The 24025-nt window shown below is 67.7% G+C and carries 23 protein-coding genes; 16 read left to right on the top strand and 7 right to left on the bottom strand.

All coding sequences use genetic code 11. From position 1 onward, the window contains the following. Positions 1-122: 122 nt before the first annotated feature. The gene (locus tag C493_RS12915; protein WP_049889353.1) at positions 123-767 is read right to left on the bottom strand and encodes a hypothetical protein; all 645 of its coding nucleotides are present in this window, start codon (positions 765-767) and stop codon (positions 123-125) included. A gap of 156 nt (positions 768-923) precedes the next feature. After that, entirely contained in the window at positions 924-1925 is a 1002-nt protein-coding gene (locus tag C493_RS12910; RefSeq protein ID WP_007259890.1) for a DUF7351 domain-containing protein, read from the bottom strand. A gap of 383 nt (positions 1926-2308) precedes the next feature. Here C493_RS12910 and C493_RS12905 point away from each other — a divergent pair, with 383 nt between their 5' ends. After that, positions 2309-2692 (top strand): ArsR/SmtB family transcription factor, encoded by a 384-nt coding sequence (locus tag C493_RS12905; protein WP_007259889.1) that lies wholly within the window; start codon positions 2309-2311, stop codon positions 2690-2692. A gap of 87 nt (positions 2693-2779) precedes the next feature. Here C493_RS12905 and C493_RS12900 read toward each other — a convergent pair whose 3' ends face one another. Continuing rightward, on the bottom strand, positions 2780-3136 hold the full coding sequence (locus tag C493_RS12900) for a hypothetical protein (RefSeq protein WP_007259888.1): 357 nt from the start codon (positions 3134-3136) through the stop codon (positions 2780-2782). 258 nt (positions 3137-3394) lie between these two features. On the opposite strand from C493_RS12900, the gene C493_RS12895 reads away from it, so the two are divergent. From C493_RS12895 to C493_RS12885, 3 genes are all read left to right on the top strand, one after another. Continuing rightward, on the top strand, positions 3395-4924 hold the full coding sequence (locus C493_RS12895) for a carboxypeptidase M32 (protein WP_007259887.1): 1530 nt from the start codon (positions 3395-3397) through the stop codon (positions 4922-4924). 500 nt (positions 4925-5424) lie between these two features. Beyond that, positions 5425-6168: an SDR family oxidoreductase gene (locus C493_RS12890; RefSeq protein ID WP_007259886.1), complete on the top strand. Its 744-nt coding sequence runs from the start codon at positions 5425-5427 to the stop codon at positions 6166-6168. A gap of 105 nt (positions 6169-6273) precedes the next feature. Further along, positions 6274-8154: an adenine deaminase gene (locus C493_RS12885; protein ID WP_007259885.1), complete on the top strand. Its 1881-nt coding sequence runs from the start codon at positions 6274-6276 to the stop codon at positions 8152-8154. Here the strand turns inward: C493_RS12885 and C493_RS12880 are convergent, their stop codons facing one another. Continuing rightward, positions 8155-8721: an IS200/IS605 family accessory protein TnpB-related protein gene (locus C493_RS12880; protein WP_275039833.1), complete on the bottom strand. Its 567-nt coding sequence runs from the start codon at positions 8719-8721 to the stop codon at positions 8155-8157. Positions 8722-8834: 113 nt separating this feature from the next. Between C493_RS12880 and C493_RS12875 the strand changes: the two genes are divergently transcribed. Then, positions 8835-9539 carry a hypothetical protein gene (locus C493_RS12875; RefSeq protein ID WP_007259883.1) on the top strand — a complete coding sequence of 235 codons (705 nt, stop codon included), beginning with the start codon at positions 8835-8837 and terminating at the stop codon, positions 9537-9539. Positions 9540-9646: 107 nt separating this feature from the next. Here the strand turns inward: C493_RS12875 and C493_RS12870 are convergent, their stop codons facing one another. Then, positions 9647-9916, bottom strand: a complete 270-nt coding sequence (locus C493_RS12870; protein ID WP_007259882.1) for a thioredoxin family protein — start codon at positions 9914-9916, stop codon at positions 9647-9649. A gap of 131 nt (positions 9917-10047) precedes the next feature. On the opposite strand from C493_RS12870, the gene C493_RS12865 reads away from it, so the two are divergent. The 7 genes from C493_RS12865 (at position 10048) to hisE (ending at position 14173) form a co-directional block, all read left to right on the top strand. Beyond that, positions 10048-10209: a preprotein translocase subunit Sec61beta gene (locus C493_RS12865; protein ID WP_007259881.1), complete on the top strand. Its 162-nt coding sequence runs from the start codon at positions 10048-10050 to the stop codon at positions 10207-10209. A 237-nt stretch (positions 10210-10446) separates the two neighbouring features. After that, positions 10447-11355, top strand: a complete 909-nt coding sequence (locus C493_RS12860) for a VOC family protein (protein ID WP_007259880.1) — start codon at positions 10447-10449, stop codon at positions 11353-11355. Positions 11356-11464: 109 nt separating this feature from the next. Next, entirely contained in the window at positions 11465-11668 is a 204-nt protein-coding gene (locus C493_RS22705; protein ID WP_058865238.1) for a hypothetical protein, read from the top strand. A gap of 67 nt (positions 11669-11735) precedes the next feature. Next, positions 11736-12368: a pyridoxal 5'-phosphate synthase glutaminase subunit PdxT gene (gene pdxT, locus C493_RS12855; RefSeq protein ID WP_007259879.1), complete on the top strand. Its 633-nt coding sequence runs from the start codon at positions 11736-11738 to the stop codon at positions 12366-12368. A gap of 82 nt (positions 12369-12450) precedes the next feature. Beyond that, complete coding sequence (locus C493_RS12850) at positions 12451-13326, top strand: sensor domain-containing protein (RefSeq protein WP_007259878.1); 876 nt, start codon at positions 12451-12453, stop codon at positions 13324-13326. A gap of 94 nt (positions 13327-13420) precedes the next feature. Then, on the top strand, positions 13421-13888 hold the full coding sequence (locus tag C493_RS12845) for a bifunctional nuclease family protein (protein WP_007259877.1): 468 nt from the start codon (positions 13421-13423) through the stop codon (positions 13886-13888). Beyond that, complete coding sequence (gene hisE, locus C493_RS12840) at positions 13889-14173, top strand: phosphoribosyl-ATP diphosphatase (protein ID WP_007259876.1); 285 nt, start codon at positions 13889-13891, stop codon at positions 14171-14173. 72 nt (positions 14174-14245) lie between these two features. Here the strand turns inward: hisE and C493_RS12835 are convergent, their stop codons facing one another. After that, on the bottom strand, positions 14246-16480 hold the full coding sequence (locus C493_RS12835; protein WP_161606898.1) for a CPBP family intramembrane glutamic endopeptidase: 2235 nt from the start codon (positions 16478-16480) through the stop codon (positions 14246-14248). A gap of 226 nt (positions 16481-16706) precedes the next feature. Continuing rightward, complete coding sequence (locus C493_RS12830; protein ID WP_007259874.1) at positions 16707-17486, bottom strand: ABC transporter ATP-binding protein; 780 nt, start codon at positions 17484-17486, stop codon at positions 16707-16709. Between the two features lie 407 nt (positions 17487-17893). Between C493_RS12830 and C493_RS12825 the strand changes: the two genes are divergently transcribed. The 4 genes from C493_RS12825 to C493_RS12810 all read left to right on the top strand — a co-directional run. Continuing rightward, the gene (locus tag C493_RS12825) at positions 17894-20386 is read left to right on the top strand and encodes a DUF4129 domain-containing protein (RefSeq protein ID WP_083912413.1); all 2493 of its coding nucleotides are present in this window, start codon (positions 17894-17896) and stop codon (positions 20384-20386) included. Beyond that, entirely contained in the window at positions 20383-21372 is a 990-nt protein-coding gene (locus C493_RS12820) for a DUF7269 family protein (protein WP_007259872.1), read from the top strand. The genes C493_RS12825 and C493_RS12820 overlap by 4 nt, the downstream gene beginning before the upstream one ends. Beyond that, a complete protein-coding gene (locus tag C493_RS12815; RefSeq protein WP_049889352.1) occupies positions 21369-22865 on the top strand; it encodes a DUF58 domain-containing protein in 1497 nt (498 codons plus the stop codon). Before C493_RS12820 ends, C493_RS12815 begins: the two co-directional genes overlap by 4 nt. Then, a partial coding sequence (locus C493_RS12810) for a hypothetical protein (protein WP_007259870.1) occupies positions 22866-24025 on the top strand: 1160 nt, incomplete at its 3' end.

The raw sequence follows: 24025 nt of genomic DNA, 5'->3' as shown, positions 1-24025 counted from the left end.
ACCCAGATGGCGAACGGGTCGATCCTCACCTGGGTACGGGTCGTCATCGTGTTCTACTGTTGAACGAGTGCGGGAGTCGCCATTTCGACCCGCTGTCGGCTTCCGTCAGCCACCCGCGGCCTTCAAATACCGCAGTCTTCCTCTGGTGGCTCGATCGGATCCGTCTCTCCCCACGAGTGGAACTCCGCGACGGTGCTCGGACCGGACTCCATGCGCACCCGGTAGCCCGTCTCGGTGCTGACGTACATCGTCGTTAGCTCGTCGGGTTCGATCACGTAGACCGCTTCACCGTCGACGGTCGTCGAGTGCGAGACGGGGACGTCCTCGAGCGAGTGCCCGCGGGCCGGCTCAGCGGGGACGTAGGCGTCGTTCATCTCGTTCGAATCGCCGCGGTCTTCGACGTCACACCCGCCGCGGTGGACGATGTAGATCGAGTCACCGACGGCGTACCGTTCGACGCCACTAGTCTCTTCGTCGAGGTAGAAGTCCTCCTCGTGAACGATCTGGGTACCGGTTATCGGGTTCTCGTCACCGGCCTCGAACTCCGCGACGAACCCCGATACCTCGTCCTCGGCGAGTACGTCGGCGGCGGTCAGGTCGTCCGGCACCTCGGTCGTCGACTCTTCGGTATTCTCGTCACCGCCGTTGCTATCGCTGCTACCGCTGGTCGTTCCGTCGTCGCTTCCGCTCGAGCATCCGGCCAGCATCGCCCCCGAACTACATCCGATCAGTGCCAGTACCTGCCGTCGGTATTTCCCGCGTGACATCGACTCGACTTCGCGGATCTGACAGATAAGTGTACGCTGTATTATATTACTGACGGTGAAGTTACTGTACCCCAGTACAGCCCATATTGCCCCATTCTGCCGGTGGACTCCCGAAGCCGATGATCGAGCCGCGGCTGCCATCGGTTCTCGACAGCGTCAGTCCCGCTCCAGCGAGGTCTCTTGGACGGCCTCGACGATCGAGAGCGACTCGTCGAGCGTCAATCGCAGTCGGTCGCCTTCACAGGGAACCGTGAGCCGGATGCGTAACGAGTCTGTCTCGAGAATTGACTCCTCGACAGTCTGTGCGCGACTGAACGTCTCCCAGGACGCAAACCGGTGCTCGAATCCGCGATCATGGTAGAATGCCGCCACGGCCGGGTGCGAGAGGATCGCGATCGCGAGTGGTCCGCGAGCGACCGCCTTGCACTGGTGGCAGACTTCCGCGACTTCGACTGCGTGCTGACGGTGACACTGCGGACACCCGCCCCGGTCGCGAGGGTCGTGCTCCTCACAGACGTCGAGCGACTCATGAACCGGTCCTGAGCAGTAGGGGCAGACGCCGTCGATAAACGATCTGATTCGATTTAAATTGAACACGAGCGTCGCGTAGAACACCTCGTCCGGTGTTCTGTTAGACAGCCCTGCCGGCGGAAGCGGGAACGTAAAGAGGACGCCGTCCTCGCCCGTCACGTTCTGCCAGATGCCCGGACACTGACTACACGAGACGCTCAAGTGGTGGTTTTCGTAATCAGCGACGACAGGGGCGTCGCACCGGGGACAGTTTGCGTCGATCTCCACAGCGTCAGGACGCGGGCGCTCGCGGACCGTTCCCGCGAGGACCGCCCGGACGATCTCGAAGCCGGCTTCGGTGAGTTCGTACCCGCTGTCCGACTGGCGGACGAAGTGACCGGTGAGCTGTTCGAGATGGTAGTTGAAGTTCCCGGTGTCGTTATAGTCGACCGTGTCGTACAGTTCCGAGAACGAAACCGCGTTATCCCCATCGTACAGGTCCGCGAACTTGACCACGTTGGCCGGATCGTCCGGTTCGTACAGTTCCCACAGCGTCTGGACGATCTCGAAGCGTGTTTGATTGGCCAGGATCGCGAAAGCGTCGTCTGCGGAGAGGTTCCCCGATTCGTCGTTCCCCCAAGGTGTCATAATACTGGATGCTCTCGCAGATATATAACGTTGCGCTCGTTCCGGCAGCCTTCGGATTACGACGCTGTATTCGAACTTCGACGCCGTTTCCTGCAGCCGAAATACTGCGCCTCGTCCGCATCGAGGTCCATCGATAGCCTATCACTGCGTCGCGCTCACACGAGCGAAATGACGCCGATACTCTTACACGCCGACGGGATCGCGTTCTCGGGGCAGAACCGTCCGTTGCCTCATCTCTGGCTCGTTTCACGCCTTATGTAAAATCACTCACCTTCCGTTTGAGCCTCCCACGCTGCGTGTCATCACATGACATGTCCTTTCACCGACACTGCCAACATAGGTTGGAGCAGCGTTTACAACCCTTTCGTCGCTTGGTGTTCGGTATGAAACCAGACGCCGGATCGAACGTCGATCAGTTCGCCCTAAACGCGGGCACCGATGCGTCGACCGACCTCCCTCTCGAACTCGAGGACTTCTTCCAGTTACTCGCCGACGAGCAGACGCGATACATCCTCTATCTCCTGACCGAGCGCGGCGGAACCGTTCCGATCTCCGAACTCGAGGACCGCTTCGACGACGAGCAGGCCGCGATTCGACTGCACCACGAGAAACTGCCGCGACTCGCCGACTACCGCCTCGTCGACTTCGATCACGAGGCAGGCGCGGTCACGCCGACGCGACGGTGTGACGAGTTGCGTACCGTACTCGAGTCAGTCCGGGAGTTCGACGGCGACGCCGACGATTTCGTCGCGCAGATACAGCGCTGACTGCCGACGCTATTTCGCGACAGCGATTGCGTTTACCGGCCGAAAAATACCGTTCGTGTAACCGTCGGACGGACGTTTCTGCGCCCGTCAGACGCCCGGAACGCCAACGGCTTCGAAGCCGGTGATTCCGAGCGCCGCGAGCGCGTACAGGACGACCAGGATCGTCGCCCAGGCGACGAGGCCGATCATCGCCGCGGCCGTCCAGTCGCCGGGGTACTGGAAGTTGATCACGGCGATGTACGCGAGCAAGGCCAGTAGCGGCCCCAACAGGGGTATCCACCCCACGAAGAAGCCGACGACGGCCCAGACGACCGCCCCGATCAACGCGGTGACGATCGCGTGGTCGTAGTCGCCCGCGCCCACGATGATGCGGGCGCCGACGTAGATACCCAACGCGCCGATTAGCAGGCTAACGAGGAACACGATCGCTGATGCGACGACCATAGCAACGAGACATACGTCAGCGCTCCGGAATACGCCACTGCTTGCACGTTCCGTACAATCCTCGCCGAACTCGAGAATCGACAGCAGAGCGTCGGAACGCGCCACTGAAACAGATCCCAAACACTCTCCTCGCCCGATCTATCGTAAATCGGACACGATATTGGTCGCTCGGCATCGACAGTGCTCGCGGAACCGGAGTCAACCGCTGTCCGCGGTGTAGCGCCACGTTGATACGACGGCCAGCCGTATCGGGAGCCAATGGCGACCGATCAGCCCTCACAGGAGTCGACTCCGGACACCTACGACCAGTTCGAGGAGCGCGTCCGACGAATCGCGAACGTCTCGAACGCGGCGGGCGTCCTCCAGTGGGACCAGGAAGTCGTAATGCCCGAGGCGGGGACGCCCGCTCGAGCCCAGCAGCTCTCGACGCTGTCCTCGCTCGGCCACGAACTGCTGACCGCCGACGAGACCGGCGACTTGCTCGACGAACTCGAGGACGCCGAACTGGACGACGAGCAAGCCGCCGTCGTCCGCGAGGTCCGTCGGCGCTACGACCGCGAGACCAGCGTCCCGCAGGAACTCGTCGCCGAGATCTCGGAGACGACGGCCAACGCCCACCCGAAGTGGAAGCAGGCGAAAGAGGCGGACGACTTCGAGGCGTTCGCGCCCGTCCTCGAGGACCTGGTCGAACTCAAGCGGGAGTATGCGAATCACATCGACCCCGACGCCGACCCCTACGAGGTGCTGTTTTCGGACTACGAACCGTACATCGACCTCGAGACGGCCGAGCGCGTCCTCGAGCGCCTGCGCGACGAACTGGTGGCGCTGATCGAGGCGGTCGACGAGAGCGACGCGGAACTGACCACGGACGCCTTCGCCGGCGAGTTCGACGACGACGAGCAAGAGGCCCTCGCCCGCGACGCGCTCGACTCGCTGGGCTACGACTGGGATCGCGGCCGCCTCGACACCGCCCCCCACCCGTTCTCCACCGGGACGCAGTTCGACGCCCGGGTGACCACTCGCTTCGAGGAAGACGACCTGCTCGGTTCCATTACGTCGACAATCCACGAGTTCGGCCACGCGAACTACACGCTCGGGCTCCCCGACGACGGCTACGCCACGCCGCTCGGTGAAGCCCGCGACCTCTCGGTCCACGAATCCCAGTCGCGACTCTGGGAGAACCACGTCGGTCGCTCTCGAGCCTTCTGGGAACACTTCCTCCCGATCGCCCGCGAGCGCGTCCCCGAACTCGAGGACGTCTCGCCCGAAGACGCCTACGAGGCCGCGAATCAGGTCTACGACGACAACCTCATTCGGACCGAGGCCGACGAGCTGACCTACCACCTCCACATCGTCATCCGCTTCGAGATCGAACGCGACCTGATATCGGGCGACCTCGCGGTCGAGGACGTCCCCGAAACGTGGAACGACAAGTACGAGGAGTACCTGGGCGTCCGCCCCGAAACCGACGCCGAGAGCTGCCTGCAGGACATCCACTGGTCGCACGGCTCGTTCGGCTACTTCCCGACGTACTCGCTCGGCTCCGTCCTCGCGGCGCAACTGTACGCGGCCGCCGAGGACGAACTCGGCTCGTTCGACGACGACGTCCGCGAGGGCGACTTCGAGGAACTCAACGGCTGGCTCCGCGAGAACGTCCACCAGCACGGCAAGCAGTACACGACCCAGGAACTGATCGAGCGCGCCACCGGCGAGGCACTGACCGCCGATCCGTTCCTCGAGTACGTCGAGTCGAAGTACGGCGACCTGTACGGGATCGAGGGGTACTGAGCGGCTGATTCCGGGATCGCCCACGCCCACCGAACAGCGTAGTTTCGGCGCGCAGAGCCGCGGCGAGCGAACGGCGAGCCGCGGGTCGACTCGCGAGGGACGAGTGAACGACCGACGGGAGTGAACGAGTCGGATGGGGAGGGCGTGGGACTCCTCGTTGCCACGACCGTGTCGGTAGCTCGCTGATGAGTAAACTTCTAACGCCTACACTCGCTGCCCGACAAGCTCGCTGACGACCAAACTCACTGCCCCGCAAGCTCGAGGTGAAATCCGTTAGGAGTGTGCGCGAACGCTGACACGGGCGATCCACTTCGCGTTCACTCGATCACATCACGCGTTCCCTCGATCACATCACGCGTTCCCTCGATCACATCACGCGTTCCCTCGATCACATCATCGAGTCCCTCCCTCGAGTCACGTCCCCCGAGTCACGTCCCAGCACCACCAGAAAACTACCGCAAACCGCGATTTTTAGCCTCCGGCCGTCGAGAACCCTCGATATGGTACGAACGTCACTCGAGGGCAAAACCGCCATCGTCACGGGTGCGAGTTCGGGTATCGGCGCCGCGACCTGTCGCGAGTTCGCCGCCGCCGGGGCGTCCGTCGTGCTCGCCGCCCGTAGCGAGGATCGCCTCGCGGACCTCGCCGCCGAACTCGAGGCCGACCACGGGGTCGAAACGCTGGTCGTACCGACGAACGTCCGCGAGGAGGACGAGGTCGACGCGCTGATCGACGAGACCGTCGACGCGTTCGGCGGGATCGACGTCCTCGTCAACAACGCCGGCCTCTCCCGCGGGAGCGACCTCGAGGAGATGACCACCGACGAGTACGAGACGATGCAGGAGACCAACGTCGACGGGCTCTTCTACGCGACGCGGGCGGCGATTCCCCACGTCCGCGAGACCGACGGCCACCTGATCTACGTCGGTAGCTTCGCCGGCAAGTATCCACGATCGTTCAACCCGATCTACGCGGCGACGAAGTGGTGGACTCGCGGCTTCGCCAAGAGCGTCGCCGCGCAAGTCGGCGACGACGACGTCGGCGTCACGATCGTCAACCCGGCCGAAGTTCGCTCGGCGTTCGAAGCGACCGACGGGAAGACGTTCGAAGAGCACTTCGAAGAGGGCGAGGCCAGCGAACCCGAAGAGGTCGCCGAGGCCGTTCTGTTCGCGGCCAGTCGGGAGGGCTCGAGCGTCAGCGAGATCGACGTCAACCGACGGGATAAGTACGCCGACGGATTCTGAGCCGGATCCCCGAACCGACGTCGTCGAAAAGCATCTCCGGGCGAAAGTACGGGCCGTATTCGCCGTCTTCGGCAACGTTACTCGAGGTGTTGCGTACGCACGTGCATGGAGTACGTCTCGACGCGAACGAACGGTACGCTCGAAAACAGCTCGCAGGCGCTCGCGGCGGTCGCCCGGGGGGACGACCCGCCGGAGACGATCGTTCGGAACGGTCGACTGGTGAACGTCCACACCGGCGAGATCCAGCGAGGGATGGACCTCGTCATCGCCGCGGGACGAATCGCTCGCGTCACGGAGACGGGAGCGGTCGACGCCGGCCCCGACACGACCGAGATCGACGTCGACGGCGCCTACCTCGCGCCCGGCTTTCTCGACACGCACGTCCACATCGAGTCGAGCATGGTCACGCCGACCGGATTCGCCCGCGGCGTCGTGCCGACGGGGACAACGGGCGTGTTCGTGGATCCCCACGAGATCGGCAACGTCCTCGGCCTCGAGGGAATCCGACTGTTGCTCGACGAGGGGGCTGACCTGCCGCTGAAGACCTACTGTACGATCCCTTCCTGCGTGCCGGCCGCGCCGGGCTTCGAGGACGCCGGCGCGGAGATCGACGCCGACGACGTGGCCGAGGCCCTCGAGTGGGACGAGGTGCTCGCCCTCGGCGAGATGATGAACTACCCCGGCGTCGTCCACGGCGACGAGGAGGTCCACCGGAAGCTGGCCGCGACCTACGACGCCGGCGTCGTCGCGACGGGCCACTACGCGAGCCGCGACACCGGCGGGGCCCTCGACGCGTTCGTCGCCTCGGGGATCACCGCCTGCCACGAGTCCGTGCGCCGCGAGGAAGCCCTCGAGAAGCTCCGGCGCGGGGTCTGGACCCAGCTCAGACAGGGGTCGGCGTGGGAGGACGTTCCGGAGACGGTGAAAGCGGTCACCGAGACCGACGTCGACACGCGCCACCTCCTGTTGGTCACGGACGACACCCACCCCGACACCATCGTCGAGGACGGCCACCTCGATCGGGTGCTCCGGGTCGCCATCGAAAACGGCCTCGATCCGGTGACGGCCATTCAGGCCGTGACGCTCAACGCGGCCGAGTACTACGGCGTCGACGCCGACCTCGGGGCGCTCTCGCCCGGCAAGATCGCCGACGTGGTCGTCCTCGAGGACCTCGCGTCGGTCGACGTTTCCCGCGTGTTGGTCGACGGGGAACTCGTCGCGGAAGACGGCGAACTCGTCGACGAAACGGGGCTTCCACCCGTCGGGGAACACACGGACGCGCTCCGGGAGCGCTACCCGGCGTGGGCCCGCGAAACCGTCGCCCTCGAGGCGCCCGAGCCGTCGGCGTTTTCGATTCCGGCGCCGTCGGCCGAGAGCGGCGAGAGCGGCGGCAAACGGATCGACGATCCCGAATCCGTGAACGAAGTCGTCGCCGAGGTCTGTCGCGTCCACGAGAATCAGGTCGGCACGAGCCGCGAACAGCGGACGCTGCCGGTCGTCGACGGGACGGTCGAGCTCGAGGGCGACGTCTCGAAAGCGTTCGTCTTCGAGCGCCACGGCACCGACGACTCGGTCGGCTACGGCTTCGTCAGCGGCTTCGGCTTCGACCGCGGCGCCGTCGCGTCGACCGTCGCCCACGACAGCCACAATCTGCTCGTCGTCGGCACCGACGACGCGGACATGGCCCGGGCCGCCGAGCGCCTGCTCGAACTCGAGGGCGGAATGGTCGCCGTCGACGACGGCGAGGTCCTCGCCGAGGTCGCCCTGCCCATCGCCGGGCTGATGAGCGACCGGCCGCTCGAGGCGGTCTGCGAGTCCGTCGCGGCCCTCGAGGACGCCTGGGAACAACTGGGTTGTGAGCTCAACGCGCCGTTCATGACGATGTCGCTGCTCGCGCTGGCGGTCCTGCCAGAGCTTCGGATCACGAACCGGGGACTCGTCGACACCGAGCGGTTCGAGTTCGTCGAACCGGTCCGGCCGGCGTGACTACTCCCACGACTGAAGTCGTGGGCTTCTCTCACAGAGGGTTAGGCCCACGTCTTCTGGGGAGTTCGCAGGTTCCATCTCACCGCTGATTCCGTCGAGTACGACCTGCGTTTCGGGCTGAGCCACAACAGCCCCCACCGTCGATAGCGGGCTCATGATGTCCTTACCGACGGCTCGTTTCCCAATATTCGACGTGTTGCGAACCGGAGGTTCGCATACATCCGAAAATCTCTGATTTTCGAATACGCCATTCTTGTCCGCATTGTCATCCAACCCATACTTGCAACACTCCACCCGGCCCTGCACATCACGACTCGTATTTTGCGATCCGCACCGCCAACACGTCACCGACGTATCGTACTCATCGACAGGGAGACACGCTCGCCCGTCGAGATGAGCCTTGTACGTGAGAATGTTTGCCAGTTTCGCGTACGGCATTTTGTGCGTCTTGTCGTTTACGTACCGCCCCTCGTCGTTGTCGAAACGCAACCCCGTCATATCGCCGAACACGACGACGGCGTTGCGTTCACGAGCGCGAGCGACGAGTTCGTTCGCTACCTGATGCACGCTCGCGGTCTCAGAAACGGGGCCTCGAGCCGGCACCCGCGCCGACACACCCAAAAAGTCCACGTGGCAGGTGCCGGCTGTAGACTCACCCGACGGACCCTCCTACGGCGGGTATGCGCCTCTCGATTCCCGGCCTCCCCGGCGTCTACTACGACACCGACTCGGGGACGACGGCCATCGGCGTCGCGACGACGGCCATCGGTCGCAAAGTGCCAAAACCGAAAGGGTACGCCATCCAGTTGCTCCCCTACCTCTGGTCGTTCGAGGTCGACCTCCGCGAGGTGCCGAACGACCACCCCGTCCAGTACCTCCACCCGGAGGGCGCCCAGAGCCTCGGCGAACTCTCACCCGAGCGCAGTGCCAGCCGAGCCGGCACCGAACTCGAGTCCGTGTTACGGTTCGTCTGGTCGGTCAACCAGGAACTCGAGTCGACGACGAACCAGTTGATCGGCCGCTCGCCGAGCCGAGACGGCGTCGTCATCGAGATCCAGGACGGCCGAGTCAGCGTGGACGGCGACGAACTCGAGACCGACGAGTTCGATATCGACGACTCCGCCGCGGGCGCCGGCGGCGCCGGCGGAATCGACGAGGTCACGACCGTCGATATTAACGACGGGGCGCCAGCCGGACCGGACGACGACGTGCCGGGCGGAAGCGACAGCGAGGGAACCGACACGGAGACGGACGCCAACGCCTTCGGCGCGACCGAAGAGCCGCCCGCCGACGACGAGTTCGACGGCACTGACGGGTTCGAAGACGACGACGAGACGTTCGGATCGGACGACGCGAGCGACGATATCGATCCGGACGAACCCTGAGAGCGACTCGGCCGAAAGACGGTCGCCGACTAGCGGCGATCGGGATCGAACCGCACGAGAGCGCTGCCGCTGACGGCCGAAAAGACGGAAAGAAGGATAGTTACTGCTTAGGCGCCGGCGGACTCGAGGGCGTCCTCGATGTCCTCGCGCTGGGTAACGCCGACGAAGCGCTCGACGATCTCGTCGTCGTTCTCGATGATGAGCGTCGGGAGCGAGCGTACCTGGTACTCGTTGGCGATATCCTGCTGTTCGTCGACGTTGATCTTCTCGACCTCGAATCGGCCCTCCCAGTCGTCCTCGAGCTCCTCGAGGATCGGGTCCTGGGTCTTACAGGGGCCACACCAGTCCGCGTAGAAGTCCTTGAGTGTGACAGTCATCGGTTCATCGCTAGTTCCGACGCAGCGCGCATAAGGGTTTCCCACCAGTGACCGCTTGCCGCAACCGGCGACGTGACGGGACGGCACAGGACGGACGAAAGATTTAGTTCCGCCCGCTCATAGGCATGCGTATGGACCGAGGACAGAACACCGGTGGGCTGATGTCCAGTGCCGGACTCGTCCGGTACTTCGACGCAGAGGACTCGAACGCAATCCAGATCGACCCCAAGACCGTCATCGCGACCGGCGTGATGATCGGAATCCTGGTACAGCTGCTTACGTTCGCCGCGTAGCCGACGCGCCCACTTCTCTCCCGCCACCCGCTGGCTCGAGTGACGACGTCGTCTCGACGGCTCGAGTCGGCCTCGCCGTCCAGTTCCGCTTTCGGTCCGACCCGCTTTCGTCGCCCGAGCGCCGGGTCCGTCCGGCGTCTCGCCGATTCGACGACTCGAGAGAGTGTCGACTGATGTCACACGACACACTAACCAATCGGTCAGACGCTATATGGTCGTCGAGCGCGTACGGAGACCATGACCAATTCCGCGGCGCAATTACCGGCCGCGGCGCATCTCGGCCGGAGCGCGCTCGTCGTCGACGACGAACCGACCGTCACGACGTTCTACCGTGACGTCGTCGGCCTCACCGTTCTTTCAGCGGACTCGTCGACGACGGTCCTCGGCGCCGGTGAGACCCCACTGCTCGAGCTCCGTCACGGTTCGGACGCGTCGGCGCGTCCCGCCGACGCGGCGGGGCTCTTTCACAACGCGTTCTTGCTCCCCAGCCGCGCGGCGCTCGGCGACGCGCTGGCTCGCGTTCGCGACCGCTGGGAGCTCACGGGCGCCTCGGACCACGGCGTCAGCGAGGCGCTGTACCTGAACGACCCCGAGGGCAACGGCGTCGAACTTTACTGTGATCGGCCCCGCGAAGAGTGGCCGCGCGACGACGACGGCGGCATTCGAATCGGCTCGTGGGCGCTCGATCTCGAACCCATCGCGGCGGCTGCGACCGCGGCCGGCGGCGGGACCGACGGCGGAGCGGCCGACGACGCGACGGACGCTCCGGCGGCGGACGGCGTCCCACCCGAAACGACGCTCGGACACGTCCACCTCGAGGTCTCGTCGCTCGAGGCAGCCCGCCGGTTCTACGTCGACACGCTCGGCCTCGACGTGAAGACGGCCACGCCGCGAGCGCTGTTTCTCGCGGCCGGCGACTACCACCACCACCTCGCCGTCAACACGTGGAACGGCCGGTCGGCACCTGCACCCGACGGGAGCCGCGGGCTGTCGTGGACCGAACTCGTCGTCCCTTCGAGCGACGCGCTCGAGGCGATTCGGCGACGACTCGAGGAGAGCGGGGTGACGGTCGACGAACGGGAGACGGGACTCGGATTCGTCGACCCCGATGGGCTCGAGATTCGACTCCGAGCCGAGTCGAACTGAGATGGTCTGAGCTCCCGGTCTTCCGACGAGTGGTCTCGTCCCGGCACCGTGCGTCCGAATTTCAAATATGTTATCTCTCGGGGCGAAAGAGTGAAACAGAACCAACTAGATGACAGACAGCAGACCTGGGATCTCACTCCCCGTCGTCCACGGCGTGGTAATAATCGGACTCGTCGCGCTGGTCATGCTCGGAATGGTCGGCTCGGAGGCGTCGCTGTTCTGGGCGGCAGGAGCCATCTACGTGGTGTACCTCCTGTACCGGCTCGTGGCTGCGGTCGAAACGCTTGCGTACGAATCACCGACTCGCGAGTAGCGACCGACTCGAGGACGGTTTGGAACAGGACGCGACTTTTTTGACCGGCTGCGCCATAGCCGAGTGCATGTCACTGACCGCCGGCGTCGTCGCCGTCCAGGGCGACGTCGAGGAACACGCCGACGCCATCGAGCGCGCCGCGCGGGCCCGCGGCGCCGAGGTCACCGTCCACGAGATCCGCGAGTCGGGAGTCGTCCCCGACTGCGACCTGCTCGCGATGCCCGGCGGCGAGTCGACGACCATCTCCAGACTCGTCCACAGCGAGGGAATCGCCCCCGAGATCCGCGAGCACGTCGCCGCCGGCAAGCCCCTGCTGGCGACCTGTGCCGGCCTCATCGTCGCCTCGAGCGAGCCCAACGACGAGCGGGTCGACGAACTCGGCCTCCTCGACGTTGCCGTCGAGCGAAACGCCTTCGGGCGCCAGAAGGACAGCTTCGAAGCGCCGCTTTCGGTCGACGGCCTCGCCGACGACGACCCCTACCCCGCGGTGTTCATCCGCGCGCCGGCGATCGACGACGTCGGCGGCGACGCCGACGTGCTCGCCTCGTGGGACGACCGCCCGGTCGCCGTCCGCGAGGGGCCGGTCGTCGGCACCGCGTTCCACCCCGAACTAACCCCCGACAGCCGCATCCACGGGTTGGCGTTCTTCGAGAACGCGGCCGCCGACGTTCCCGCGCTCGAGGTGGAGAAAGCGCGGTAGGAATCGCTTCGCCGGCGGGAACGACTCGAGCGATGACACCGACACAATAGTTTTGGCGATGGTGAAACAACGGTCGATAGACATGTGCCCTCCACGACGGGCCGACGCGACCGACGGCGTCGCGGCCCGCGACCTCGTCGGCATCGTCGCCGACGGACAGACCTACAAGAACCTGCTGTACCTCCTGTTGGCGTTCCCGCTCGGCTTCCTGTATCTCATGCTCGTGACGTTCGGCTTCGCGTTCGGGACCGCGTTCTCGATCGTTCTGATCGGGATTCCGATTTTGATCGCGACCGTCGCCGGCTGTCGGCTCCTCGCGCGACTCGAGCGCCGGCTCGCAAACGCCTTGCTATCCACCGAACTCGAGCGAGCGAGGGACGCCGACGGAGAGGCCGAGACCGCCAACGGACTGCTCGCGGGAACCAAGCGGTATCTCGACGCGCCCTCGACCTGGCGCGGCGTCGGCTTTCTCCTGCTCAAGTTCTGGGTCGGAATGGCCGGCTTCGTGTTGCTGGTGTTGTTCCTGAGTGCGCTCTCGATCGTCACCGCGCCGGTTCGTTACCCCCACGAGGTGGAGTTCTTCACGGTCAACTCGACGACGGTCTCGTGGACGATCGACTCGCTGCCGGAGGCGCTGCTCGCCGTCCCGATCGGCGCGATCGCCGCGATCGCGCTGTTGCACGTCATCAACGCCTTCGCCTACGTCTGCGGCCGGATCGCGGAGTCGCTGCTCGGCGATCCGGCGTCCGGGTCGGGGTCGGTGTCGGGAGCCGAATCGACGGCGGGACCGCCGAACGCGGCGGCGGGATCGCGCGCGCAGGCGACGGAACTGACGGAGGCGGACGCGAGCGACTCGAGTCCGGCCGCCACCGGCGACCCGTGGGCGGAACCTGACGGCGACGATACGTCACGGCCCGACGACGATTCGCCGCAACCGGACGACGACCGCGAGTGGTAGTCGTGAGTCACCGGGCGATCGGCTCGAGGGAACGATCGGTGGGCATGCATTCGCGACCGGATATGTTTTCTCGGTCGCACCCAACGGGTCTGGTATGCGCGCATCTATCGACGCGGTTCGCGTCGCGGGCACGGCCCAGGGACCGGTGCCGGTAGTCGTCCTCGGCGTCGACGACGAGGATGACGTGGTCCCCATCTTCATCGGTTTCAACGAGGCGACGAGTATCGCTCGCGGCCTCGAGGCCGAGGATATCGGACGGCCGCTCACGCACGACCTCCTGTTGGACGTCATGGAAGAACTCGGCAGTCGCGTCGACCGCGTCGTCATCAGCGAGATCGAACAGCGCGACGACGGCCACGGCGGCACCTACATCGCCGATCTGCACATTCAGACTCCCCGCGGCGAAACCGTCATCGACGCCCGCCCCAGCGACTCGCTCGCGCTGGCCGCGCGGACGAACGTCCCCATCGAGATCACCGACGACGTCTTCGAGGACGGACGCGACGAGAGCGAAAAGTTCGAGCAACTCGAGGATATTCGCAACGTAGCGGGTGAGATGTAGATGGACGACACGCTCGAAGAGCTGTTCGCCGTCATCGAGGATCGCAAGGAAACGCTGCCCGAAGACTCCTACACCGCCTCGCTGTTCACGCACGAGAAAGGCGAGAACGCAGTGTTAGAGAAACTCGGCGAGGAGTCGACCGAACTCGTCCTGGCGGCGAAAGACGACGACCACGACGAGATCGCTTACGAGGCCGCGGACATCGTCTACCACCTGCTCGTCTTGCTCTCGATGAAGGAGATGGAGCTCGAGGATCTCGAGGCCGAACTCGAGGCGCGCCGGTAGCGTCGGGGTGCGTGGTGTAGCGTTCGGTTCGCGGTCGCCTCGAGACGGCGCCGAACACACTACACCATCGCCTCAGAGCGCGCCGACGAACGCGACCGTAACGACGACCGCGTTGTAGACGCCGTGACAGAGCGCCGGAACGACGACGCTTCCCGTTTTCGCGTAGAGCCAGCCCCAGAGCACCGCGAGCGCCGCGAGCAGCGCGAGCGTGACCGCGACGGCGGTCGGCGAGCCGGGGAGAAAGGCGGGCACGTGGAGGACCGCGAAGAGGGCCGCCGTGGCGGCGATCGCCCGACGCGCCGAGATCGTCTCCTCGAGTCGCTTCTGGACGACGTTGCGAAAGAGGAACTCCTCGACGGGCGCGTTGACGAGAACGACGAGCGCGAGCACCGCGAGCAGGAACGGGAATCCGCCGTCGACGACCGCCGTCGAGAGCGCGTGCTCGACGACGGGCGCGTCGAGGACCGACGTGATCGCGACGAACCCGCCGTAAATCGCGAGCGAGCTCGCGATCCCGACGGCGAGCAGGCGCGCGTCGCGAGCCGTCGGAACGCGACCGTCGAGATATTCCCACGAACGGCCGCTCGAGAGCAGGTACGCGACGCCCGCCAGCGCCCAGCCGGCGAACGAGCCGACGGCGGCGACGATGATCACGGCCGGACCGGTACCCGGGATCACCAGCACGAGTCCGGACTCGAGTGCCAGCGAGAGGGCGAGCCCGAGCAGTCCGATCCCGGCGACCAGTTCCAGCGCGTAGATCGGATCCCGCGTCTTCGGGCGTCCGTACTCCGCGAATCCGCGGCGCGCGAACCGATAGCTACCGTCCGCGGCGAGGAGCGTCGTGGCGGCGACGACCGCGAGTCCGATCCCCCGCGTCGTCGACTCGAGGTCGGCGAGCGTCAGCCAGACCGCGGCGCCGACGAGGGCGGCGATCAGGAGGCCGTGGACGAACATCGCGAGCTTCTCCGGCGGCCGGGACTCGAAGCGCTCGAGGACGGTTCCCGGCTCCGACTGCGGAAGTAGCGTCCCGATTCCGAGGGCGACAGCCCCGCTCGCCGGCACCGAGAGGACGAGCGTCGCGCCGACGGCGAGCGTCTCGGTTGGCGTGAGCGCCCCGAGACCGAGCAAGGCCGTCCCGACCAGCGCGAGCGGGAGACCGAGGGCGACGCCCGCGAGCAGGCGCGCATGGACGAACGTTTCCGGCGAGAACGCAGAGAGGACGAGCTGGTCGAGCATCGAGCCCTCGTCGCCGAGCGGGTTCAGACCGACGGCGCCGCCGGCGAGCAGGACGCCGAGCGCCGCGATCGCGGCGCCGAGGGCCGCCAGGATGCCGCTTCCCTCGGTGAGGACGGTCAGGACGACGAAGCTGGCGGCCATCCCGTAGTAGACGAGGTGTGCCAGCCGGCTCGGACGGCGGATCGCACGCCGGAGAACGCCGTCGGCGACGTACCCCGTCGGCGTCGCGAGCCACGGCCAGTCGCGGCGCGCTCGAGTCGCCGTCGACGCCGCGCGGGCGGTCGCATCGTTCGTCGGCCGTCCGTCGGACCCCTCGTCGACCGCTCGCGAGCGGTCCATCCGCCAGTGAATCGGCGCGAGCGCGGCGACCGCCCAGACGAGGACGGGAACGGAAGCGACGACGACGGCGGCGCTGGCGATCGCGGCCGGTCCGATTCCCGCCGAAAGCGGCGTGTCGACGACGAAGAAGTCGGCGTAGTAGGCGATCGGAATCGGCGGCGGGCCGTCGGGAGCGAGTTCCGCGACGGCGTCGCGTCCCTCGCCGCTCAGTTGCCCGACGTACATCCCGCCGGCGGCGAAGACGACGAAGACCGCGACCGGGCCGAGTCCGCCCAGCAGGCTCCGGACGCCGCCGCCGATCGGGAGACGAGCCAGCGCGACGCGGCCGGCGAGCCCGACGGCGTAGCCGAGTAGGATCGAGGCGGCCGTCAGCGCGGCCGCGGCGGCGGAGACGACGACGGTGGCGGTCGCGGACCCGACGCCGACCCCGAACGCGACCGTCAACAGCAGCGTCCACCCGATGAGGATCCACGATCGCTTTCGAAGGTCGGCCAGCAGCAAGCCGAGGACGAGGTCGCGGTCTCGAACCGAGGTCAACAGCAGGTCTCGCGCCTCGAACTCGAGCAGTCGGTCGCCGACCTCGACGGCGCCGACGAACGCGTAGAGGCCGATCGCGATCGGGACGTACCACCGCGCCAGCGTCAGGAACTCCTCCAGTTCGCCGCCGCCGACGAGGTTGCCGAGCTGGTAGCCACCCCACACGAGGAATCCAAAGAACGGGAGCAGCGCCACCAACACGACGTAGGCAAGGACCTTCTTTCGGCGCGTCGCAATCCGACGGTGGTCCTCCTGGCGGCGCTCCGCGGTCGAAATCGCCCGAATCGTCGCCAGTGACGATCCGCTTCGCTGAGGGGAGCGAGAGGACCGGGAGGAACGGGAGGAGCGGGAGGAGCGAGAAGCGACCCCGTCGGTCGACGAGGACTCCGTTTCGGTCGGCGCGGACGAGTCGCCGGCTCGATCAGCCGGCATCCGAACGCGCCTCCGTCGACCGGTCCGATTCGTCGGCGATGCGTCCCGCGTCGTCGGTGACCTCGAGGAAGACGTCCTCGAGCGAGCGGTCGCCGTCGTCGCCGGCTCGGCGTCGTAGCTCCGCGGGAGCGCCTTCGGCGACGAGCGAGCCGTCGAAGAGGACGCCGACCGTATCGGCCAGTTCGTCGACGACGGGGAGGACGTGCGTCGAGCAGAAGACGGTCGTCCCGTCGGCGGCGAGTTCGTCGATCAGGTCGATCACCTCGCGAGCCATCCGCGGGTCGAGCCCGTTCGTCGGCTCGTCGAGAAAGAGCACGTCGGGTTCGTGGAGGACCGCCTGCACGAGGCCGACCTTCTGTCGCATCCCCTGCGAGTAGGTGTCGATCCGGCGGTCGGCGGCGTCGACGAGGTCGACGCGAGCCAGCAATCGCTCGATCCGCTCGGTCGCCGCGTCGTCCTCGAGTCCCCGGAGCGTGGCGACGTACTCGAGTTGTTCGCGGGCGCTGAAGGCGTCGTACACCGGCGGCTCGTCGGGCAGGTAGCCGACGTGAGGTTTGACGGCCTCCCGGTCGGCGATCGGCTGGCCGGCGACGGTCGCCGTGCCAGCGGTCGGGACCGCAAGCGTCGTCAGCAGTTCCATCGTGGTCGTCTTGCCGGCGCCGTTCGGGCCGAGAAAGCCGTAGATTTCGCCCTCGGGAACGGCGAGGTCGAGTCCGTCGAGCGCCGTCACGTCGCCGTACCGTTTGGTGAGGTCCGTCGCGTCGATCATACTCGCCGGTCTGCGGCTGCGGTATCTTCGACGGTCGTGTCGGCCGGTCGATACATGCTGTCCGAACGAACCGAGCCGGATAGCAAAAGGTTTTCTATTGAACAGTTCAGTGGAAAATTGAGAGCGGGGAGTCGAAACCGTATTCGACCGCGCGACAGAACGGCGTCGACCGGCCGTCCGCTCGGGGGCGACGACCGCTCCGGCGACGAAGCGGTACCGACGCGGCCCCGCCGGGGGAACTCGAGCATACCTTAATGAACCGGCAGGTTCGAGAGCTACCCGACGAGGTGCAACCGACGGACGAAACGCTCGCGCTCGAGTGGCGGTCGCACACGCCGAAACGGAAACGCGGCCCCCGAATCGGCTCCCCGAGCGGTCCCCCAGCCGACGAACCGAGGTGCTACGACGTGTCAGATCCCCCCTCCAACGAGTCGACGCCCGACGCCAGTCCCGACTATCGCCAGCTGTCGTTCGTCGCGATCGCGGCGCTCGCGGTCGTGCTAGCGGCGTTTCTCGCCCCGGTTGGCGGTGGGAGCGGTATCACGAGTCCCGAAACCGGTATCGATCCGAGCGTCGACGGCGAACCGGACGTCGATCCCGACGAGATAGACGCCGACTCGATGCCCGACGGCGACGGGGAGATGGACGGGTTCCCCGACATCTCCCTCGACTGGGGTGAGCTCCCCGAGTGGTTCTCCTTCGACTGGTTCGGCTCAGACGATCCGCCCGAAGAGTCGGAGCCGACGGAGCCGCCGCTTGTCTCGGCGTGTACGATCATGTTACACGACGATCCGACGCCCGGCAGCGAGGTGACCGCGACGGTCTTGCACGAACGGGAGCCGGTGACCGGCATTCCGGTCCAGTACAACGGCGAATGGGTCGGCGAAACGGACGGCGACGGCCGAGTAACCGGCGAGGTGCCCTACGAGTCGGAACTCTCGGTCAGACTCGACACGAGCGACCACCCCGAGTGCGAGGGCGTCGAAGACGCGACCGATGCGAGGACGTCCCTGAGCTCCGCGACAGCCGGCGTCGGTGCCGTAGTCGGCGCCGGAACGGGGATCGGCGCCGAGACTGCAGCCGGAGACAGCCCGGCGTTATCGGCTGACGCCACCGTATCCGGTGCCGGTGCGGTCGCCTCGACGGGGACCGCGCTGGCAGAACCGCTGCTCGCGGCCTCGAGTTCGGCCTCGAACCCGAGCGCACACCTATCGACGGCCGCGGCGAGCGTCCAGCCGTCGATCGGCGCGCAACACGATCGGCCGGTAGCGAGCGTACAGGACGACGCTGACGGCGATGACGACGACAGCACCGTCGCCTACGACGTCGATGGCGACGTCGAGATCGTCCTCGAGGACGTGCCGGAACCCGGCGAAACGGTCGAACTCGAGGCGACCATCGAGGACGTCCCGATGGCCGACGCGACGGTGTCGGTCGACGGCGACGACGTCGCCGAGACGGACGCGACGGGAGTCGCCGAGATCGAGATTCCGGACGACGGAACCGATTCCGTCGAGGTGGGCGTCAGCCGCGGGGAGTTCCACGGCACGACCGCCGTCGACGTGGCGCTGCTCGAGGGGGCGCTCTCGCCGGACGGGCTGGCGCCGATCCCCGGCAGCCCGGGCGTCGTCGAGGTGACGGCCGCCGACGAACCGGTCGCGAACGCGGCGGTAGAGATCGACGGCGAGACCGTCGGAACGACGGACGAGAACGGAACGCTCGCGATCACGCTCCCCGTCGATCCGACGGCGACGGTGACGGTCAGTGCGGGCGATCAGACGGCGACCACGAGCCTTGCGGACGCCTACGGCAACGTCGCGCTCGCGGCGACGCTCGTCGTCGTCGGTCTCGCTGCCCTCGCGTACCGGACCTACGGCGTTTTCGGCGCGGGAGCCGTCCTCGGCGGAGCGGGCGCGCTTCTCGCGGTCCTCGTCGTCGAGGCTTTCTACGGTCCGGCGGCCGGCGCGGCCGCCCTGCTCGCGGCCGTCGGACTCGCGTTCGCCGTCGCTTACATGCGACGCGGACGATCCGTCGACGTCGGACGGCCGTCGGCCGGCGACGCGCCGAACCGGTTCCTCGAGTGGTTCGTCGACCGCGTCCTGACGATGGTCGCCGTCGTCGAGCGCGCGATCGTGGCGCTCCGGGCGAAGCTGGCGGCCCTGCGTTCGTGGCTCGGAACGCTCCCGCGGTCGGGAACCGCGCTGGTCGCCGCGTTCGTCGACTGGCTCTCGAGGGTTCCCGACCGAGCGTTCGGTCGGCTGCGAGGAGGGCTCGAGGCGATCAGGACGCTTCCGGTGCCCGTCATCGTCGGTCTCCTCGCCGTCGGCGCCGGGTACGCCGTCGACGGACAACGCGGCGCCGCCGCCGCCGCGGGTGCGTTCGTTCTCGCGGCGCTGCTCTACCGGTATCGACGTCGCCGGACGGCGTCCTCGAGCGGTGACGAGCCGAAGCCCAGCATCGACCGAGACGGCGAGCGAGCCGTCGGACCCGCAGCGGCCGCCGAGACGGACGATTCCGACGAGCGGCTCACGTTTCGCGAGCTGTGGCGCGCGTTCGCCAGCCGCGTCGCGCCGGGGCGGTGGCCTCGCTCGACGCCCGGCGAGATCCAGCGCAGCGCCGTCGAACAGGGCTACCCGCGGGGGTCAGTCGACGAGTTGACGACGCTCTTTCGCGAGGTCGAGTACGGTCGTCGGCCCCTCTCGAGCGGCGTCCGCGACCGGGCCGACGCGGCGTATTCGACGCTCGTCGACGAAGAAGAGGACGACGAGGACGAGGAGGACGCTGACGACGGTGGCGAGCCGTCCGACGAGAGCGACGGGACGAGCACGGATGCAGACGCAACCACGGACGCAGGCACAGACGAAGATGCAGACGCGGACTCGAGCGGTGATCGACGATGAACCGCCGCGTCGCGCTATGTACGGTGCTCGGGCTGGTCCTCGTGGCGGCCGGCGTCGCCTACGGAACGGACGAGCAACTGGTGTGGGTCTGGACGAATCCGACCATCGGCGCCGCCCTGTTGCTCGCGCTCGTGGCGCTCGTCCTCGGTGCGTCGAAGGTCCGCGGAACGCTCGACGACACGGCCGACGCGCCGGCGGTCTCCTGGACGAACGCCGACGGGTTCGCCGCGCCGGCGCCCGAGCGAAGCGACCAGTCGCCGGCGCTCTCCAGCGGCTCGCTGGCGTCGGTCCTCGAGGAAGCGGCCGAACGGGCCGGCGACGGGGGAGACGTCGAGGACGGGATCGAAGTCGTTCGCCCCTCGCTCCGAACGGCGCTCGTCGAGGCGCTCGCGGCCGACGGCACGCCGCGAGCCGAGGTCGAAAACGCGCTCGAGTCGGGCGAGTGGACCGAGGACCGCGTCGCCGCGAGCGTGCTCGACTCGAGCGTGCAGCCGCCGGATCGACCGTTCCGCGAGCGGCTCCGGGCGTGGCTCTTCCCCGAGCGCGTCGTCCGCGAGCGCAGCCGCCGGGCGGTGAACGCGGTCGCGACGGCGGCGAACGAGGCGCTGCCGACGGTGCCCGGCCAGTCGGCCCCCCGGACGCGGCCGGTTCTCCAGCCCCGACTCGAGGAGCTCAATCGCGGCGCCGACGGACAGCTGCAGCGCGCGGTCGATCCGATGGCGACCGCGCGGGGGCCACAGCCCCGCCGTCCCGAACTCGGTGCCGACGGCGCCGTCGAAACCGACAGCGACGGTGGCCGTGAGGGGACGACGACCGACGGCACCGACGGAATCGAGACACCGGCGGGAACCGACCGACGCGAACGGATGGATTTCAGTACTACGTCGACCCGAGGCGAAGGGCGGGCCGAGCCCGCAGACCGAACGCTCGAGGAGTCGACCGAGTCCGAGTCGTTCCGTTGGGAGACCGGGGGTGAACGCCGATGAGCCGTCGGTTGCGCTGGCGCGGCGCCATCGCGGCGACGGTCGTGCTCGTGATCGCCGGGCTGCTCGACGCCAACCCCGTCCTGTTGCTCGGCGCCGTCGTGCCCCTGGTGTACGTCGCCTACGGCGCCGTCTCGACCGTCTCGATTCCCGACGGGCTCGAGGCGACGCGCGAGGTTTCGCCGACCCCCGCCGTCCCCGGACAGCCGGTTACCGTCGCGCTCACGGTGCGAAACGCGTCCGACCGGACGCTCACCGACCTGCGCGTGGTCGACGGCGTCCCCGACGAACTCGCCGTGCTCGAGGGGTCGCCGCGGGTCGGCGCGACCCTCCGGCCCGGCGAGAGCAGACGCGTCGAGTACGTCGTCGTCGCCAGGCGCGGCGAGTACGACTTCGAGGCGCCCGAGTATCGCGTCCGCGGGCTCGGCGCCAGCGCGGTCGCGACGGCGACGGTCGAAGCCGACGGCGCCGAGCGACTGGTCTGTCGGTTAGACGCCGACGCGCCGCCGATCGAGGACGTCGGCAACGGCCGCGTCGGCCAGCTGACGACCGACCGGCCCGGCGAGGGGCTGACGTTTCACTCCGTCCGGGAGTATCGCCCGGACGATCCGGCCGACCGCATCGACTGGCGCCACTACGCCAAACGCGGCTCGCTCGCGACGATCAACTACGAGCGCCAGGTGTCGTCGACGGTCGTCCTCGTCGTCGACGCCCGCGAGCGAAACGAGGTCGTCGCCGGACCGGGACGACCGACCGCCGTCGAGTTCGCCGCGTACGCGGCCACGCGATCGCTTTCGGACTTGCTCGGTCATGGACACGACGTCGGCGTCGCCGTGATCGGCCGCGAGGGCGACGGGCCGGCGGGACTCCACTGGCTCGAGCCTGCGAGCGGCCGCGAGCAACGCGTTCGCGCCCGCGACGTACTGCGAGCGGCGACGGAGACGCCGGAATCGGAGTCGAAACCGAACTGGGCGCGGCGGGCCCCCAACTGGAGCGCCTCGAGTTCCGGCTCGGGATCCAGTAGCGGCCGCCGGACGACGCGACAGGTTCGGAAGATCCTCGAGCTCGCGCCGTCGGGTTCGCAGGTGGCGCTGTTCTCGCCGCTGCTCGACGACGGGGCGGTCGACGCAGTCGAGCGCTGGCAGGGCGGCGGCCTCCCGGTCGTCGCGCTCTCGCCGGACGTCGTTCCGGAGAACACCCTCAGCGGACAGTACACGCAGATTCGGCGGCGCACGCGTCTCGCTCGCTGTCAGGCGCTGGGCGCGCGGACCTTCGACTGGCGCCGAGGAACGCCGCTGCCGGTGCTCATCGAACACGCCTTCACCGCCGACGCGCGCCGCTCGAGTGCTCGTCGTGGCGGCGGCGCGAGCGGGGGATCGACGGGCACGACGACCTCGAGCGCAACAGGATCCCCAGCCGATCGCGGAGGGGGCGATGAACCGGGGGCAGCCGTCGAATCGATGCCGACCGGATCGCCGTGGGGAGGTGAGCCGTAGATGCCGATCGCCAGCCCCCGTCTCGACGACCCCTCCGCGATCGGCGACGAGGGACGCGCTCGAGCGGCGAGTCTCTGGCTCGCCTCGCTCGTCGTTTTCGCCGTCGTCGGCGCGATCGGCGTGCGCGCCGGCGAGCCGGAGCTGTTGCCCGCGCTCGCCTTGCTCGTCGGCCTCACCGTCGCCGGCGTCGCACTCCTCGATCGCAACTCGTTCGCCCAGCTGTTCGTCGGCCACCTGCTGGTCGTGACCGCCGGGTCGGCGCTGTCGGTGCTCGTCCTCGCGGCCCCAATCGTCGACCGAGCCCTGTTCGTCGTGGCCGCGTGTGCGGTGGCGCTGGTCGGCGTCGCAGCCGCCTGGGCCGACGTCGGCAGCGAGGAGATCGGACGGGCCGTCAAGAGCGGGCTGTTGACGTACCTCACCGTGCTCGTCTCAAGCGTCGCCGTCGGGACGGTCGCCGTCGCCGCCTTCTTCGGCTGGGTGTCGCTGGACTCCGCGACCGCGGTCGACGACGCGCTCGGCTCGGTGGTCGTCAGCTGCCTCGCCGTCGTCGTGAGCGCGTCGTGTCTGCGACTGGCGCTTCGCAAGCTTCCCGTTCGCCAGCTGGCGCCGCGCTCGCGGCGGGAGGACGCCTTGCGGTATCTCCGGATCGGCGACAACTGGCTTCGGGTCGCGAGTATCGGCTGTCTACTCGCGCTGGTCGGCAGCCTCTTCCTCTGGCCGCTACTCGACGTCGAATACCTGCTCGCCGATCGGCCGTCCCTCGAGAACGCGATCCTGGGCCTTTCGGATCCGGCGCTCGTCTGGCCGCTGCTCGCGGTCGGCGTCGGCACCGCGCTCGTCGCCTACCTCCTGTGGGGACTGCGGGCGCTGGTCCGCCAGATCGCCGTCACGTCGACCCGCCAGGCCGTCGCGGTGATCACGGGCGTCGTCATCACCGGCGTCGGGACCGTCTGGGCCGGTCTGTTGTACGTCGGGCTCGTCCGCGGGCTTTCGGACCTCACCTGGGGACTCTCGACGACCGGCGTCCCGGTCGCGACGCTGTTGGTGGTCGGTCCGCTCGCGTTCGCGGTCGCGGGCGGACTCGCCATCGTCGCTCGCTGGCTGGGACTGCTCCCGGCTCGAGCGACCGGGCCGGCGATTTCGGCGGTCGGACTGTTGCT

It is taken from the genome of Natronolimnohabitans innermongolicus JCM 12255, from assembly GCF_000337215.1.
Taxonomy (GTDB): domain Archaea; phylum Halobacteriota; class Halobacteria; order Halobacteriales; family Natrialbaceae; genus Natronolimnohabitans; species Natronolimnohabitans innermongolicus.
This window is presented reverse-complemented; position numbering and strand designations above follow the sequence as displayed.

Excerpts from the sequence above, each read along its gene's own strand:
- C493_RS12895 (WP_007259887.1), top strand. The coding sequence starts at position 3,395 with ATGGCGACCGATCAGCCCTCACAGGAGTCGACTCCGGACACCTACGAC.
- C493_RS12870 (WP_007259882.1), bottom strand. The coding sequence starts at position 9,916 with ATGACTGTCACACTCAAGGACTTCTACGCGGACTGGTGTGGCCCCTGT.
- C493_RS12860 (WP_007259880.1), top strand. The coding sequence starts at position 10,447 with ATGACCAATTCCGCGGCGCAATTACCGGCCGCGGCGCATCTCGGCCGG.
- C493_RS12820 (WP_007259872.1), top strand. The coding sequence starts at position 20,383 with ATGAACCGCCGCGTCGCGCTATGTACGGTGCTCGGGCTGGTCCTCGTG.
- C493_RS12830 (WP_007259874.1), bottom strand. The coding sequence starts at position 17,486 with ATGATCGACGCGACGGACCTCACCAAACGGTACGGCGACGTGACGGCG.
- C493_RS12890 (WP_007259886.1), top strand. The coding sequence starts at position 5,425 with ATGGTACGAACGTCACTCGAGGGCAAAACCGCCATCGTCACGGGTGCG.
- C493_RS12910 (WP_007259890.1), bottom strand. The coding sequence starts at position 1,925 with ATGACACCTTGGGGGAACGACGAATCGGGGAACCTCTCCGCAGACGAC.
- C493_RS12845 (WP_007259877.1), top strand. The coding sequence starts at position 13,421 with ATGCGCGCATCTATCGACGCGGTTCGCGTCGCGGGCACGGCCCAGGGA.
- C493_RS12850 (WP_007259878.1), top strand. The coding sequence starts at position 12,451 with ATGTGCCCTCCACGACGGGCCGACGCGACCGACGGCGTCGCGGCCCGC.
- C493_RS12900 (WP_007259888.1), bottom strand. The coding sequence starts at position 3,136 with ATGGTCGTCGCATCAGCGATCGTGTTCCTCGTTAGCCTGCTAATCGGC.
- pdxT (WP_007259879.1), top strand. The coding sequence starts at position 11,736 with ATGTCACTGACCGCCGGCGTCGTCGCCGTCCAGGGCGACGTCGAGGAA.
- C493_RS12905 (WP_007259889.1), top strand. The coding sequence starts at position 2,309 with ATGAAACCAGACGCCGGATCGAACGTCGATCAGTTCGCCCTAAACGCG.
- C493_RS12885 (WP_007259885.1), top strand. The coding sequence starts at position 6,274 with ATGGAGTACGTCTCGACGCGAACGAACGGTACGCTCGAAAACAGCTCG.
- C493_RS22705 (WP_058865238.1), top strand. The coding sequence starts at position 11,465 with ATGACAGACAGCAGACCTGGGATCTCACTCCCCGTCGTCCACGGCGTG.
- C493_RS12815 (WP_049889352.1), top strand. The coding sequence starts at position 21,369 with ATGAGCCGTCGGTTGCGCTGGCGCGGCGCCATCGCGGCGACGGTCGTG.
- hisE (WP_007259876.1), top strand. The coding sequence starts at position 13,889 with ATGGACGACACGCTCGAAGAGCTGTTCGCCGTCATCGAGGATCGCAAG.
- C493_RS12865 (WP_007259881.1), top strand. The coding sequence starts at position 10,048 with ATGGACCGAGGACAGAACACCGGTGGGCTGATGTCCAGTGCCGGACTC.
- C493_RS12915 (WP_049889353.1), bottom strand. The coding sequence starts at position 767 with ATGTCACGCGGGAAATACCGACGGCAGGTACTGGCACTGATCGGATGT.
- C493_RS12875 (WP_007259883.1), top strand. The coding sequence starts at position 8,835 with ATGCGCCTCTCGATTCCCGGCCTCCCCGGCGTCTACTACGACACCGAC.